We start from the raw sequence: 15,101 nt of genomic DNA, 5'->3' as shown, positions 1-15,101 counted from the left end.
TTCTGCGGGGGAAATAGCCCCGCAGAAGTGACGGTTGGCGCCATCCGGGGCACTCAACACCCCGACGCCCGCGTACTTTGATGGGCAACGCCAGCCGCTGAGGGAGCAGTCTTGGCACGGAATATCGGCAGCCGGTACACGGCCCACCAGATCCTGGGGCGGGGCAGCGCGGGCACGGTGTGGCTCGGCGAGGGGCCCGAAGGCCCCGTCGCGATCAAGCTGCTGCGCGAGGACCTCGCCTCCGACCAGGAGCTGGTCGGACGCTTCGTGCAGGAGCGTACGGCCCTGCTCGGACTCGACCACCCCCGCGTCGTCGGCGTCCGCGACCTCGTCGTGGACGGCAACGACCTGGCCCTCGTGATGGACCTGGTCCGCGGCACCGATCTGCGCACCCGTCTCGACCGGGAGCGCCGGCTCGCCCCCGAGGCCGCCGTCGCGATCATCGCGGATGTCGCCGAGGGCCTGGCCGCGGCGCACGCCGCCGGCGTCGTCCACCGCGACGTCAAGCCGGAGAACATCCTGCTGGACATGGAGGGCCCGCTCGGCCCCGGCGGCGCCCACCCGGCCCTGCTGACCGACTTCGGCGTCGCCAAGCTGATCGACACCCCGCGCCGCACCAAGGCCACGAAGATCATCGGGACGCCGGACTATCTCGCCCCGGAGATCGTCGAGGGTCTGCCGCCGCGCGCCGCCGTCGACATCTACGCCCTCGCGACCGTCCTGTACGAGCTGCTAGCCGGCTTCACACCCTTCGGCGGCGGCCACCCGGGCGCGGTCCTGCGCCGCCATGTCACGGAGACCGTCGTCCCGCTCCCCGGCATCCCGGACGAGCTGTGGCAGCTGATCGTCCAGTGCCTGGCCAAGGCGCCCGCGTCCCGGCTCCGCGCCTCCGAGCTGGCCTCCCGGCTGCACGACCTGCTGCCCCTGCTGGCGGGCATGCCGCCGCTCGACGTGGACGAGCCGTACGCAGCGGACGCAGCGCCCTCGTCCGAGCCGTACGACGAACCGGACTACGCGACCCTCCCCACCGCGCCCCGCAGAGCCGCCGTCCCGCTGGTCCCCGGCTCGGCCACCGACTCGAACCGGGACACCCACACCTCCATGCGCGTCCCCGGCCCCGACGAGCTCGCGGGCGGCGCCCGTGGCACGGCCCGCGCCCCCCGCACCCCCGGCCAGCGCCGCCCCGGCTCCGCCCGTCACAAGGCGGAAGCGGTCCGCAGGCGCCGCATCACGCTCGGTGTCGCGGGACTGGTGCTGGCCGCCGCGGTCGGGGTCGGAGGCTGGCTCGCGGTGGGCGGCGACGACGGCGACGCGGCTCCGCAGGACTCCAAGCAGTCGGCCCCGTCACAGCCCTAGCACCCAGCCCCAGGACCCAGCCCCAAGGATCCAGCCCCAAGGATCCAGCCCCAGGACCCAGCCCCAGGACCTGTCCGGCGCCCCGGCGGCCCTGACTTCCGGCCCCTCAAAGCCCCGATCGAGGGCCGCTCGCAGCCCTGGCTTCCGGGGCCGTCGCGGCCCTTTTCGGGGGCCGCTCGCAGCCAGGGCTGTGGACAGACGCGACGGCGTGTCGCGGACAGCCGTTACGCTGGACCCGTGGCAGTCGTCGATGTATCCGAAGAGCTGAAGTCCCTCTCCTCGACCATGGGGTCGATCGAGGCCGTCCTGGACCTCGACAAGCTGAGGGCAGATATCGCCGTGCTCGAGGAGCAGGCGGCGGCGCCGTCCCTGTGGGACGACCCCGAGGCGGCGCAGAAGATCACCAGCAAGCTCTCGCACCTGCAGGCCGAGGTCCGCAAGGCGGAGGCGCTGCGCGGGCGGATCGACGACCTGGGCGTGCTCTTCGAGCTCGCCGAGGCCGAGGACGACCCGGACACCCGCGTCGAGGCCGAGGCCGAGCTGGAAGCCGTCCGGAAGGCGCTGGACGAGATGGAGGTCCGCACGCTCCTCTCCGGCGAGTACGACGAGCGCGAGGCGCTCGTCAACATCCGGGCCGAGGCCGGTGGCGTCGACGCCGCCGACTTCGCCGAGCAGCTCCAGCGCATGTACCTGCGCTGGGCCGAGCGCCATGGCTACGGCACGGAGGTCTACGAGACCTCGTACGCGGAAGAGGCCGGCATCAAGTCGACCACCTTCGTCGTGAAGGCGCCGTACGCCTACGGCACGCTCTCGGTGGAGCAGGGCACGCACCGCCTGGTCCGCATTTCCCCGTTCGACAACCAGGGCCGCCGCCAGACGTCCTTCGCGGGCGTCGAGGTCCTCCCGGTCGTCGAGCAGTCCGACCACGTCGAGATCGACGAGTCCGAGCTGCGCGTGGACGTCTACCGCGCGTCCGGCCCGGGCGGCCAGGGTGTCAACACGACGGACTCCGCGGTCCGTATCACGCACATCCCGACCGGCATCGTCGTCTCCTGTCAGAACGAGCGCTCCCAGATCCAGAACAAGGCGAGCGCCATGAACGTCCTCCAGGCGAAGCTCCTCGAGCGGCGCCGCCAGGAGGAGCAGGCCAAGATGGACGCCCTCAAGGGCGACGGCGGCAACTCCTGGGGCAACCAGATGCGTTCGTACGTCCTCCACCCGTACCAGATGGTCAAGGACCTCCGTACGGAGTTCGAGGTCGGTAACCCGCAGTCGGTGCTGGACGGCGAGATCGACGGCTTCCTGGAGGCCGGCATCCGCTGGCGCAAGCAGCAGGAGAAGTAACCTCGCGTTCCTGACGGAAAGGTGCCGGGCCCTTCACGGGTCCGGCACCTTTTGCGTACGACAACAGCGAGGGCGCCGGATTCGCTGACGCAAGCGGAATACGATGCGTCAGCTCGCTTTGTCGACAAGGGAACTGGCATCTACGAGGCGCCAGTTCCGGGTTTACGTCACAATTGCAGGCCCGTACCTTGGTCAACTCCCCTTATTTCGGGCATCGCACGCGCAACGACCTTGACGTGTTCGCGAAAAATGGGAAGGCTGACGCGCGGCATGCGTATCTACTGGGGCGCGTGTGAGCGGGGGAAACGGAAGAACGACCCTCGGCGGCTACAGCCCCGGACGCTGCACTACAGACGAATCAGCTACTGGGGGTAGCAGGCAGATGACCAAGAAGACGCGGGTCCGCGTTGCGCGGATAGCCGCTGGTGCGGTGATCGCCGCCGGTGCGTCCCTGACCGCCGCGGGCGCCGCTTCGGCCGTCGGCATCGACGTGAACGTCGCGGGCATCGGCGCCAAGGCCGAGGTCAACGAGCAGGGTGCCGAGATCGGTCTCGGCATCAACGAGACCGAGGGTGGCGACAACGGCGGCAGCACCATCGTCGGCTCGACCGACGGTGGCACGACCACCGACGGTGGGACGACCACGGACGGTGGGACGACCACGGACGGTGGCACGACCACGGACGGCGGCACGACCACCGACGGTGGCACGACCACGGACGGCGGCACGACCATCGGTGGTGTCATTGGCGGCACTGTCGACGGTGGGACGACCACGGACGGTGGCACGACCACCGACGGTGGGACGACCACGGACGGCGGCACGACCACGGACGGTGGCACGACCGACGGCGGCAACGGCAACTCCGGTGGTAACGGCAACTCCGGTGGCAACTCCGGCGGCAACGGCAACTCCGGTGGCAACTCCGGCGGCAACGGCAACTCCGGCGGCGGCGACCAGGGCGGCTCCACCGCCACTGGTGGCGCCACGGGCGGCTCCGTCGCCACCGGCGGTGGCGACGCCGGCACCTGCACCGTCGACCTCGACGGTGCCGAGTGCGCCGACAACACCGACACGGACAACGCCGGCTCGAAGCCGGTCGAGCAGGGCAAGGCCAAGGAGGAGCTGGCGGAGACCGGCGCCGCCGAGACCACGTTCCTGCTGGTCGGTGCCGCGACGATGATCGCCGGTGGCATCGGGTTCCGGATGCTGCCGCGTCTCGTGGGCGGCGGCCGCACCGCCGTGTGACCAGGCGGTAGCAGTACGTGACAAGGGCCCGGGGTGCCATCGGCACCCCGGGCCCTTGTGTGTCCCTGTAGGCCGCAAAGGCCCTGTACCGCCCCTGTGAGGGGAGCTACGCGGTCTGGTGGGCCAGCAGAGCCACCGCGGCCACCAGGACCACCAGCAGCGTCAGCAGCGCCGCAGGGCTCAGGCCCGCCAGGGGGCCTTCCTGCTGCAGGCGCTCCCGGTTGGCCCGGCAGACGGGGCACCGGCCCTCCGTGACGGGCGCCGCGCAGTTGGCGCACACCAGTCGGTCATAGGTCATGCGCTCTCCTCCTCCCGCGCGGCGGAGCCGCCGCAGAGTCCGCTCTCCCGGCGTTCCTTGGTGTTGCTCTGCGTTCCTCTCCGCGCAACGCTCCGGGAAACGCATCCGTTCCCGTACCACTGTGCCAGCTCCCGCGCGTTTCGGCGCGCCCCGCCGGATTACACCCGTTCCGTAAGGCTTGCGGGAGGATCCTCGGAACGGACAAAACGCGCAACTCCGTACGGTGACTACGCGCGCCATCGCCAGTCGCGTAATGTCACGCACACCTACTCCCGGCCGACCGTGGTGCACCCGTGATCCGATTCGACAACGTCTCCAAGAGCTACCCCAAGCAGAACCGCCCCGCCCTGCGTGACGTCTCCCTGGAGATCGAAAAGGGGGAGTTCGTCTTCCTCGTGGGCTCGTCCGGTTCCGGAAAGTCGACCTTCCTGCGGCTGATCCTGCGCGAGGAGCGCGCCAGCCACGGCATGGTGCATGTCCTGGGCAAGGACCTCGCGCGACTGTCCAACTGGAAGGTCCCGCACATGCGCCGCCAGCTCGGCACGGTCTTCCAGGACTTCCGTCTGCTGCCGAACAAGACCGTCGCGGAGAACGTGGCGTTCGCGCAGGAGGTCATCGGCAAGCCGCGCGGCGAGATCCGCAAGGCCGTGCCGCAGGTCCTCGACCTCGTCGGTCTCGGCGGCAAGGAGGACCGTATGCCCGGCGAGCTGTCCGGTGGCGAGCAGCAGCGTGTCGCCATCGCGCGGGCGTTCGTCAACCGGCCGATGCTGCTGATCGCGGACGAGCCGACCGGCAACCTCGACCCGCAGACCTCCGTAGGCATCATGAAGCTGCTCGACCGGATCAACAGGACCGGTACGACCGTGGTCATGGCGACCCACGACCAGAACATCGTGGACCAGATGCGCAAGCGCGTGATCGAACTCGAGCAAGGCCGTCTCGTACGCGACCAGGCGCGCGGCGTCTACGGCTACCAGCACTGAAAGGCTGAACGACTCCCCATGCGCGCCCAGTTCGTACTGTCGGAGATCGGCGTCGGTCTCCGCCGTAATCTGACGATGACCTTCGCCGTCATCGTCTCCGTGGCCCTGTCGCTCGCTCTCTTCGGCGGTGCGCTGCTCATGCGTGAGCAGGTCAGCACGATGAAGGACTTCTGGTACGACAAGGTCAACGTCTCGATCTTCCTCTGCAACAAGAACGACGCGGAGTCCGGTGTCGGCACCACCAAGTGCCAGAAGGGTGCGGTCACTGCTCAGCAGAAGGAGCAGATCAAGGCCGACCTGGACAAGATGGACATCGTCGAGACCATCCATCACGAGACGGCCGACGAGGCGTACAAGCACTACCGGGAGCAGTACGGCGACACCCCGATCGCCGCCACCATCACCCCGGACCAGATGCAGGAATCGTTCCGGGTCAAGCTCAAGGACCCGGAGAAGTACAAGGTGGTTGCCACCGCCTTCGCCGGCCGGGACGGTGTGCAGTCCGTCCAGGACCAGCGCAACATCCTGCAGAACCTGTTCGACCTGATGAACGGCATGAACATCGCGGCCCTGTTCGTGATGGGGCTGATGCTGGTCATTGCGCTGATGCTGATCGTCAACACGGTGCGTGTCTCGGCGTTCAGCCGTCGGCGTGAGACCGGAATCATGCGGCTCGTCGGCGCGTCCAGCTTCTACATCCAGATGCCGTTCATCATGGAGGCCGCCTTCGCGGGGCTGCTCGGCGGTGCGGTGGCCTGTGTGATGCTGCTCGTCGGCCGGTACTTCCTGATCGACAGCGGTCTGGCGCTCTCCGAGAAGATGGAACTGGTCAACTTCATCGGCTGGGACGCCGTGATCACCAAGCTTCCGCTGGTGCTCGCGATCGGTCTGCTGATGCCCGCCATGGCCGCATTCATCGCTCTGCGCAAGTACCTGAAGGTGTGACAAGCGCCCTGGGCGCTGTACGGTCAACCGCCGTACGGCGCCCTTCGCTTGTCCTAGAGTGGTCGCCATGCCGGGCCCCGAATCACCCATGATGCCCCGTGGATTCCGCCGCGGGGCGGCCCTGACATTGGTCTTCGCGAGCGTCCTCGCCACTGCCGCGGCCACCGATCTGCTGCCCCGCGTGGGCGACGAACTGCCCCCGTCCCGCGTCAGTGCGGCCGCTGCGACCGTCGACCGGGACGAGGTCGCCCGGGCCGCCGCCGAGGCCATGGCCGACGGCAAGTCCGGCGCCAAGGCCGCCGAGGACGTCGTCAGCCGCAGCGGCGACCGCTGGGGCGCGGTGTACGAGAAGGGTGAGTACGAAGAGTTCGCGCGGGCGCTCGAGGGTGCGTACACGGGCGTCGGGCTGTGGGCCAGGCGCGGCACCGACGGGCGGGTCGAGGTGGCCCGCGTGCAGCGCGGCGGGCCCGCCGACAGGGCCGGGATCAGGACCGGCGACCAGCTGCGGACGATCGACGGCGCCGCCATAGACGGACGCCCGGTCAGCGAGGTCGTCGCCCTGCTGCGCGGGGACGGCAAGGCCGCCGGGGCCGGCTCGTCCGTGGTGCTGGGCCTCCAGCGCGGCGAGCGCGCCTGGACCGAGACCCTGCGCAGGGCCAGGCTCGCCACCGAGGCCGTCACCGTCCGGCGACTCGGCAACGGCCCGGCCGGCGCCGTGATGATCAGGGTGGCGGCCTTCACCAAGGGCACCGGCGAGCGGGTGCGCGAAGCCGTCAGGGATGCCCCCGCCGGCGCCGGCGTCCTGCTCGACCTGCGCGGCAACAGCGGCGGCCTGGTCTCCGAGGCCGTGACCGCCGCGTCCGCCTTCCTGGACGGCGGCCTGGTCGCCACGTACGAGGTGCGCGGCGAGCAGAAAGCCCTGTACGCCGTGCCGGGTGGGGACACCGAGCGGCCTGTCGTCGCCCTCGTCGACGGCGGCACGATGAGCGCCGCCGAGCTGGTCACGGGAGCCCTCAAGGACCGTGGCCGCGCGGTCACCGTGGGTTCGCGGACCTTCGGCAAGGGCTCGGTCCAGATGCCGGAGCGGCTGCCCGACGGGTCCGTGGCCGAGCTCACCGTCGGTCACTACCGCACGCCCGCGGGTCATGACGTCGACGGCCGGGGCATCACGCCGGACCTCTCGGTCGGCGAGCGGGCCGAGGAACGGGCCCAGACAGTATTGAGTGGCCTCGGCACCGGCTCGTAGTGCGAAAATGACCGCACTATGGCTAAGGAAAAAGGGCGCAAGCTGATCGCGCAGAACAAGAAGGCGCGGCACGACTACCACATCCTCGACACCTACGAGTGCGGTCTCGTGCTGATGGGGACCGAGGTGAAGTCGCTGCGCCAGGGGCGGGCCTCGCTCGTGGACGGGTTCGTCCAGATCGACGGACACGAGGCGTGGCTGCACAACGTGCACGTGCCGGAGTACAGCCAGGGCACGTGGACCAACCACAGCGCCCGGCGCAAGCGGAAGCTGCTCATGCACCGGGTGGAGATCGACAAGCTGGAGGCCAAGTCCCAGGAGACGGGCCACACCATCGTGCCGCTCGCCCTGTACTTCAAGGACGGCCGCGCGAAGGTCGAGATCGCGCTCGCCAAGGGCAAGAAGGAGTACGACAAGCGGCAGACCCTGCGGGAGAAGCAGGACCGGCGCGAGGCGGACCGGGCGATGTCGGCGGCACGGCGCCGTCAGCGCGCCTGACCGTGGCCTGACCTCCCCTGTCGCGGGGAATAGGCTGGCACCCTCGTGCGTTGGTCACGTACGATGGCAAGTGCCCTCCCAGAGGGGGTACGTTTGTTAACTCAACATGGGGATGATCGGTTTCGACAGCGGATGTCGAAGCAGGGGAAGCGTGTCGAGGAAGCGGCAATGATCTCGTAAACCATATGTCGCAACCAATAATCGCCAACACCAAGCGCGATTCCTTCGCCCTCGCTGCCTGAGTAGCGACTTGCGAAGTGTCAGCCCGGGGCTGTTCCCGACCCGGATCCTGGCATCAGCTAGGGAACTAAACCTCTAAGCCCGGTCACGGGGCCTGGAGGGAAATCAAACAGTGGCTGAGCCCGTCGGAGACTTGTTCGCGTGATCTCCGGGGCCGAGAAAATCGCAGCGAACTGCACACGGAGAAGCCCTGATTCTGCACCGTTGGACGCGGGTTCGATTCCCGCCATCTCCACAAACGGAGGAATTCCGTGGGCGTGCCCACGGAGACCCCCGCACCCCATGTGGGCGAAGGCCCGGCAGCCGTCACGGCAGCCGGGCCTTCGTCATGCTCGCCAGCCGTCACGGCAGCCGGGCCTTCGTCATGCACGCCAGCGCCAGCGCGGTGGCCGCCGCGGCGATCGGGATCCCGTAGCCGTACGCCGCGCCCGCGTGCTCCACCGTCCAGCCACCGCTCGCCGAGCCCAGCGCGATACCGCCGAGGAGCGCGGTGACGGCGAGGGTCATTCCCTCGTTCAGCCGGGCCTCGGGGGTGAGCCGCTGGATCACGCCCATCCCGGTCACCATCGTCGGGGCGGTCGCCATCCCCGCGATCAGCAGCGCACCCGCGACGGCGAAGAGCGAGCCGGTCGCGGTCGCCGCGAGCAGGGGCAGCCCCATCAGCGCCGTCATCGCGGCGAGGCACGTCCGCAGTCCGGCGCCGCGGCGGGCCCTGCCGTACGCCAGCCCCGCCACACACGAGCCGGCGGCCTGCAGGGCCAGCACCGGGCCCGCCGCCGGGCCGTCCGCGAACGCGATTGTGACGACCTCCATCGAGCCGAAGACCGCGCCGGTCGCGAGGAAGACGGCCAGCATCGGGGCCATTCCGGGCGTACGGACGGGCGAGCCGACGAGGACGCGCGGGGCGACCGGTGGCTCGGTGCCGCGCTGGGCCGCGAACACCAGGACGCCCGTGAGCAGGAGTACGGCACCGACGAGCGTGCCGGCCTCGGGGAACAGCGCCGAGCAGAGGAGGGCCGCGAGCACCGGGCCGAGCATGAAGCACAGCTCGTCGGCGGCCTGCTCGAAGGAGTTCGCGGTGTGCAGGGCACCGGGGTCGCCCTTGAGCAGGTGGGCCCAGCGGGCCCGGGACATCCCGCCCGTGTTGGGTGTGGTGGCGGTGGCGGCGTACGCGGCGAACAGGGTCCAGTCGGGTGCGTCGTACCGCACGCACAGCAGCAGGGCGAGCGACCCGAGCACCGCGAGCACGGTGGCGGGGACCGCGATACGGGCCTGGCCGTACCGGTCGACGAGCCGCGCCGTCCATGGAGCGACGACGGCCGTGGCAGCCAGGCCGGTCGCGGTGACGGCCCCGGCGAGCGCGTACGAGCCACGCGCCCCCGCGATCATGATCACGGCGCTGACGCTGAACATCCCCATGGGGAGGCGGGCGATGAGGTTCCCCGCGGTGAAGGCCCGCGCCCCGGGAGTGCGGAAGAGGCGGGTGTACGGGCCCGGCGGGCGCGGGTGGTCCGGCTCCTGGAATCCGGGCGCCAGGACCAGGGTCCCGCCGGTGGTGGCCATCGTGGGTGAGGTGTTCTGCGGCATGGATCAAGGCTCGCCGCGGGTGCCCGTGCGGGTCCAACACCTGTTCGGAGCCCATTGACGCGCCCCTGTTGTAAATTCGTCGCCGTGTCCCTGTCCCGAGACCTCGAACCCCGGCTGCTGCGCGCCTTCCTCGCCGTCGCCGACGAGCTGCACTTCACCCGCGCGGCGGCTCGGCTGTACGTCGCCCAGCAGGCCCTCAGCCGTGACATCCGGCGGCTGGAGCGCGAGTTGGGCGCCGAGTTGTTCGTACGGACCACCCGGCAGGTGACGCTCACTGCGGACGGCGAGCGGCTGCTGCCGTACGCCCGTCGGGTCCTCGACGCCCACGACGAGCTGGCCGCCGCCTTCGCGGATCCGGACAGGCCGCTGCTGGTCGACGTCGGCGCCCCTGTGGGGACCGGCTACCGGGTGCTGGCGGAGGCCCGACGGGCGGCCCCCGGCCTGGAGTTCGTCGCCCGCTACCTCAGCGGCCTCACCGGCGCCGCCGCCGAGATCCTCGCCGGACGGCTCGATGCCTCCTACGGGCGCATCGCGGGGCTCGACCCGGCGATGCGCGCCGATCTGGCGCACGAGCCGGTGCGGTACGAACGCATGGCCGTACTGCTGCGGGAGGACCATCCGCTCGCCTCACGTGCTGAAGTGCCCCTGGGCGCACTGGCGGGGGAGACCCTCTACGCGGGCGCGGGCAACGCGGCGACCGCGGAGTGGACCGATCTGGCCGCCCGGTTGTTCGAGGGCCGGGGCATCGTCATGGCCGACCCCTTCCCGGAGATCAACGGGCAGGAGGAGTTCGTGCGGGTCGTGCGCAAGCGAGGGTGGTCGGTGCTGGCGAGCAGGGAGTTCCTCCCGGTGCCGGGCATGGTCGTACGGCCCCTGGTCGAGCCCGTACCGCTGTCACCGGTGTCGCTGGTGTGGCGGCGGGGGTTGAAGCACCCGGGCCTCGACGCCCTGCGGGCCGCCGCGGGCGAACTTGCCGCGGCAGAGGGTTGGCTGGAAATGCCCCCCGGCAGCTGGCTCCCCGATCCGGACCGGTCTCTTGTCACGGTCCGGTGTCTCGTGCCGGACGACAACTGACATCGGGGCACGGCAGTCATCGGGGTGCGCTACATTCATGGCCCGGGTGCATCGTGGTTGGGGGCGCTTGGGTCGGGTGGGGGCCCGGTCCGACGGCAAGTGTCCGGTTCAGTCGTGCGCGCACCCGCTCTCCGTTCCGTGGGGGAAGTGCGTACTGCAGTGGAAAACTGGCGAGAAAACGCCCATACAGGGCACAGCCATGAGCCCAACGAGGTCACCGTTCAGCTCGATGGTCTCGGGCGTCTGCTCTCGGAGCTCCCGGCCCAGCCGGCCCCTCAAGAAGGCTCCGACGGACCGGTGTTCGTCGACGAAAGCGGTCGGCGCAGCAAGAAGTTCCGCCGCATCGGCTGGGTTCTGGCGATCGCCTGCGCCGGCTACGCCGTGACGCTCCTCGTCGCCCTCATGGGCGGCAACTCGGACGCGCCGTGGCTGCTGATCCCCGGCCCCGCGGACGAGCAGAACAGCGGCGTCGTCAGGGAGTCGCCCGGCCCCACCGGCACGTCCTCCGATCCGGCCGTGCCCGGAGGCACGCCCGGCGCCCCCGGGCCCACCGACACCGCGGGCGCCCTGATCCCGTCGCGGCCCAGCGGTTCCCCCGGCGACCCGCTCACCGGCGGGCAGCCCAGCACCACGGCCGATCCGGGCAGCAGCGCGGCGAGCACCACCGGCGGCGCCGGTGGCGCCACACCCGACCCGAAGCCCACCGTGTCCGCCCCTCCGTCGGGCCCCGGGGGGCAGGAGCCCACGCCGTCGGCCCCCCAGCCCACGGACAGCGCGACAGCACCGACGGAAGGACCCACCGGCCCACCGGTGGAGCAAGGCGGCCAGCAGCTGGCCGGGGAAGGCGCACAGTAGATGACCCCCACCGGCAGGCGGGCCCGTCAGCGGCCCGGCGGCAGACCGGTCACCGTGCGGCGCAGGCTCCCCATGCGTTACCTGCTGCCCTCGGTGTTCCTGGTCGCGTTGCTCGCCATGCTGATGCTGCGCGGGTACGTGCACAGTGAGATCCTCGCCGACCACCGCGTACGGCCCCCGGACACCAGCGAACAGGTACCGCGGCAGATCCTCAAGGGCGGCCCGGTCATCGACGCCCGTACCCCGGGCGCGCCCAAGGCGCTCAGCGTCCCCGACAAGAACCTGGTGCTGACCTTCGACGACGGCCCCGACCCGGTGTGGACGCCGAAGGTCCTCGACAAACTGAAGGAATACAACGCGCACGCCGTCTTCTTCGTGACCGGCACCATGGCGTCCCGCTACCCCGATCTGGTGGAGCGGATGGTCGCGGAGGGCCACGAGGTGGGGCTGCACACCTTCAACCATCCCGATCTGGCGTACCAGACGCAGGGCCGCATCGACTGGGAGCTGTCGCAGAACCAGCTGGCGATCGCCGGTGCCGCCGGCATCCGGACATCGCTGTTCCGGCCGCCCTACTCGTCGTTCTCGGCCGCCTTCGACAACAAGTCCTGGCCGGTCACCCAGTACATCGGCAGCCGCGGCTACATCACGGCGCTCAACAACACGGACAGCGAGGACTGGAAGCGCCCCGGCGTCGACGCGATCATCAAGCGCGCCACGCCCCAGGGGACCAAGGGCTCCATCGTGCTCATGCACGACTCCGGCGGTGACCGCTCCCAGACCGTGGCCGCACTCGGCCGCTTCCTGCCCGACATGCAGAAGCGCGGCTACACGTTCGCCAATCTGACCGAGGCCCTCGGCGCCCCCAGCGCCCACACCCCCGTCACCGGCCCCGAGCTGTGGAAGGGCAAGGCGTGGGTCGCCGCCGTCGCCTTCTCGGAGCAGACCACCGCCGCTCTGACCGTCGGCCTCGCCGTGATCGGTGTGCTGGTCTTCGCCCGCTTCGGACTGATGCTGCTGCTCTCCTTCGGGCACGCTCGCAAGGTGCGCCGGCGCCGCTTCCGCTGGGGGCCGGCCGTCACCGAACCGGTGACGGTGCTCGTCCCGGCGTACAACGAGAAGGAGTGCATCGAGAACACGGTGCGCTCACTGATGGAGAGCGACCATCCGATCGAGGTCATCGTCATCGACGACGGCTCGACGGACGGCACCGCGGACCTCGTCGACGACATGTGGCTGCCCAATGTCCGCGTCGTCCGCCAGGTCAACTCCGGCAAGCCCGAAGCCCTCAACAACGGCATCCGCAACGCACGCCACGACATCATCGTGATGATGGACGGCGACACGGTCTTCGAGCCGTCCACCGTCCGCGAACTGGTGCAGCCCTTCGGCGACCCGAGCGTCGGCGCGGTCGCGGGCAACGCCAAGGTCGGCAACCGCGACTCCCTCATCGGCGCCTGGCAGCACATCGAGTACGTGATGGGCTTCAACCTGGACCGCCGCATGTACGACGTGCTGGGCTGCATGCCCACCATTCCGGGCGCGGTCGGTGCCTTCCGCCGCTCGGCCCTCGAACGGGTCGGCGGCATGAGCGACGACACCCTCGCCGAGGACACCGACATCACCATGGCGATGCACCGCGACGGCTGGCGCGTCGTCTACGCGGAGCGGGCCCGCGCCTGGACCGAGGCCCCCGAGTCCGTCCAGCAGCTCTGGTCCCAGCGCTACCGCTGGTCGTACGGCACGATGCAGGCGATCTGGAAGCACCGCCGCGCCGTGATCGAGAGCGGCCCGTCCGGCCGCTTCGGTCGCGTCGGTCTGCCGCTGGTCTCCCTCTTCATGGTGCTGTTCCCGCTGCTGGCCCCGCTCATCGATGTCTTCCTGCTGTACGGACTGGTCTTCGGCCCCACCCAGAAGACCATCGCCGCCTGGCTCGGCGTCCTCGCCGTCCAGGCCGTCTGCGCCGCGTACGCGTTCCGGCTCGACAAGGAACGCATGACGCATCTGGTCTCGCTGCCCCTCCAGCAGATCCTCTACCGGCAGCTCATGTACGTGGTGCTGCTGCAGTCCTGGATCACCGCACTCACCGGCGGCCGGCTTCGCTGGCAGAAGCTCCGCCGGACGGGAGCGGTGGAGGCGCCGGGCTCGATACCGAGCCCCCGGCGGAGCAGTGAAGACCGGAGGCCTGTCGCGTGACGACCGGAACGACCGAATTCCATCCCGCCCGCCACAGGAGGAAGCCCCCGGAGGCCGCAGCCCCTGCCGCCGCGCCGGGACGCGACCGCTACTTCGACCTGCTGCGCGCCCTCGCCCTCTTCCGGGTGGTCCTCTACCACCTGGTCGGCTGGGCCTGGCTGCCGCTGGTCTTCCCGTCCATGGGCGTGATGTTCGCGCTCGCGGGCAGCCTGATGGCCCGCTCCCTCAAGCGCCCCGCGGTCCAGGTGATCCGGGGGCGGATGCGCCGTCTGCTGCCCCCGCTGTGGGTGCTGGGGGCGTTCGGTGTGACGGGCATGGTGCTGCAGGGCTGGGGGCCCGGTTCCGAAGGGCATCCCGGCTGGTGGTGGACCCATCTGCTGTTCTGGATCGTCCCCGTCAGCGACCCGCCGTTCGCCGGTGAGCTCGCGGGCGTCCCGGGCTTCCTGGGTGAGTCGTGGGCCGAGGACCTCGCAGGCCCGCTCTGGTACATCCGCGCATACCTCTGGTACGTCATGCTGTCGCCGCTGCTCCTGTGGGCGCTGCGGAAGCTGCCCTGGGCAACCCTGCTCGCGCCGCTCGCGCTCTCCGCCGCCCTCGCCTTCGAGTACATCTCCGTACCGGGCCGGATCGACTCCGCGCTCACCGACTTCAGCACCTTCGGCGCCTGCTGGATCCTCGGCATGGCCCACCAGGAAGGCATCCTGCGCCGGCTGCCCCGCTACATCGTCCCGTCCGTCGCGCCCGCGATCATGGCCGTCGGCCTGTGGTGGGCCCTGCACGAGGGCTTCCGCACGGACTTCGACCTCGACAGCATTCCGCTCGCGCAGGCGCTGTGGTCCTTCGGTTCGGTGCTCCTGCTGCTGCACATCAGCCCGTCCTGGTCCGAATGGCCTGCGAAGCTGCGCGGCTGGGACAGCACGATCACGCTGCTCAATTCACGGGCGGTCACGGTCTACCTCTGGCACAACGTCTGCATCCTGATCGTCGCGACCATGTGGGACCAGCTCTGGAGCATCGGCGTCCTGGAGCAGCGCGTCCCCTGGCTGCTGGAGAGCTGGGTGCCGGTGCTGATCCTCGCCTGGGGGCTGATCGCGGTGTGCATCGTCCTCTTCGGCTGGGCGGAGGACCTCGCGGCCAAGCGAAAGCCCCGGCTCTGGCCCAACGGCGCACCCCGCGGGGAAAAGGGCTCACAGCCTGCCTGAGCTCCGGGTGAGAGCAAGGTTCCACACC

General features: G+C 70.3%; 13 protein-coding genes and 1 other RNA gene. 12 read left to right on the top strand and 2 right to left on the bottom strand.

Features of this window, described 5'->3' with window-relative positions; genetic code table 11:
• Window positions 1-111: 111 nt before the first annotated feature.
• From ACZ6ZQ_RS21425 to ACZ6ZQ_RS21415, 3 genes are all read left to right on the top strand, one after another.
• Complete coding sequence (locus ACZ6ZQ_RS21425; protein WP_469770085.1) at window positions 112-1,356, top strand: serine/threonine-protein kinase; 1,245 nt, start codon at window positions 112-114, stop codon at window positions 1,354-1,356.
• Between the two features lie 237 nt (window positions 1,357-1,593).
• Window positions 1,594-2,700, top strand: coding sequence for a peptide chain release factor 2 (prfB, locus tag ACZ6ZQ_RS21420; protein WP_469770084.1), 1,107 nt, complete (start codon window positions 1,594-1,596; stop codon window positions 2,698-2,700).
• Between the two features lie 382 nt (window positions 2,701-3,082).
• A complete protein-coding gene (locus ACZ6ZQ_RS21415) occupies window positions 3,083-3,949 on the top strand; it encodes a hypothetical protein (RefSeq protein ID WP_469770083.1) in 867 nt (288 codons plus the stop codon).
• A gap of 106 nt (window positions 3,950-4,055) precedes the next feature.
• Here ACZ6ZQ_RS21415 and ACZ6ZQ_RS21410 read toward each other — a convergent pair whose 3' ends face one another.
• Complete coding sequence (locus ACZ6ZQ_RS21410; RefSeq protein WP_469770082.1) at window positions 4,056-4,247, bottom strand: hypothetical protein; 192 nt, start codon at window positions 4,245-4,247, stop codon at window positions 4,056-4,058.
• A gap of 293 nt (window positions 4,248-4,540) precedes the next feature.
• Here ACZ6ZQ_RS21410 and ftsE point away from each other — a divergent pair, with 293 nt between their 5' ends.
• The 5 genes from ftsE (at window position 4,541) to ssrA (ending at window position 8,397) form a co-directional block, all read left to right on the top strand.
• Window positions 4,541-5,230 carry a cell division ATP-binding protein FtsE gene (ftsE, locus tag ACZ6ZQ_RS21405; RefSeq protein WP_242337182.1) on the top strand — a complete coding sequence of 230 codons (690 nt, stop codon included), beginning with the start codon at window positions 4,541-4,543 and terminating at the stop codon, window positions 5,228-5,230.
• Window positions 5,231-5,248: 18 nt separating this feature from the next.
• Complete coding sequence (gene ftsX, locus ACZ6ZQ_RS21400) at window positions 5,249-6,175, top strand: permease-like cell division protein FtsX (RefSeq protein WP_469770081.1); 927 nt, start codon at window positions 5,249-5,251, stop codon at window positions 6,173-6,175.
• Between the two features lie 67 nt (window positions 6,176-6,242).
• Window positions 6,243-7,421, top strand: coding sequence for a S41 family peptidase (locus ACZ6ZQ_RS21395; protein WP_469770080.1), 1,179 nt, complete (start codon window positions 6,243-6,245; stop codon window positions 7,419-7,421).
• Window positions 7,422-7,439: 18 nt separating this feature from the next.
• Window positions 7,440-7,919, top strand: a complete 480-nt coding sequence (gene smpB, locus ACZ6ZQ_RS21390) for an SsrA-binding protein SmpB (protein ID WP_469770079.1) — start codon at window positions 7,440-7,442, stop codon at window positions 7,917-7,919.
• Between the two features lie 108 nt (window positions 7,920-8,027).
• Window positions 8,028-8,397, top strand: a transfer-messenger RNA (tmRNA) gene (gene ssrA, locus ACZ6ZQ_RS21385).
• Window positions 8,398-8,501: 104 nt separating this feature from the next.
• On the opposite strand, the gene ACZ6ZQ_RS21380 is transcribed toward ssrA, so the two are convergent.
• Complete coding sequence (locus ACZ6ZQ_RS21380) at window positions 8,502-9,722, bottom strand: MFS transporter (RefSeq protein WP_469770107.1); 1,221 nt, start codon at window positions 9,720-9,722, stop codon at window positions 8,502-8,504.
• A gap of 114 nt (window positions 9,723-9,836) precedes the next feature.
• Here ACZ6ZQ_RS21380 and ACZ6ZQ_RS21375 point away from each other — a divergent pair, with 114 nt between their 5' ends.
• The 4 genes from ACZ6ZQ_RS21375 to ACZ6ZQ_RS21360 all read left to right on the top strand — a co-directional run bounded on the left by ACZ6ZQ_RS21375 (window position 9,837) and on the right by ACZ6ZQ_RS21360 (window position 15,073).
• Window positions 9,837-10,820, top strand: a complete 984-nt coding sequence (locus ACZ6ZQ_RS21375) for a LysR family transcriptional regulator (protein WP_469770106.1) — start codon at window positions 9,837-9,839, stop codon at window positions 10,818-10,820.
• Window positions 10,821-11,117: 297 nt separating this feature from the next.
• Complete coding sequence (locus ACZ6ZQ_RS21370; RefSeq protein ID WP_469770078.1) at window positions 11,118-11,675, top strand: hypothetical protein; 558 nt, start codon at window positions 11,118-11,120, stop codon at window positions 11,673-11,675.
• 72 nt (window positions 11,676-11,747) lie between these two features.
• Window positions 11,748-13,871 (top strand): bifunctional polysaccharide deacetylase/glycosyltransferase family 2 protein, encoded by a 2,124-nt coding sequence (locus tag ACZ6ZQ_RS21365; RefSeq protein WP_469770105.1) that lies wholly within the window; start codon window positions 11,748-11,750, stop codon window positions 13,869-13,871.
• On the top strand, window positions 13,868-15,073 hold the full coding sequence (locus tag ACZ6ZQ_RS21360) for an acyltransferase family protein (protein WP_469770077.1): 1,206 nt from the start codon (window positions 13,868-13,870) through the stop codon (window positions 15,071-15,073). The genes ACZ6ZQ_RS21365 and ACZ6ZQ_RS21360 overlap by 4 nt, the downstream gene beginning before the upstream one ends.
• The last annotated feature ends 28 nt before the right edge of the window (window positions 15,074-15,101 follow it).

This window comes from Streptomyces sp. NPDC053673 (assembly GCF_055585225.1).
The sequence above is the reverse complement of the archived record's forward strand: the minus strand, read 5'-3'. Positions and strand labels throughout refer to the sequence as shown.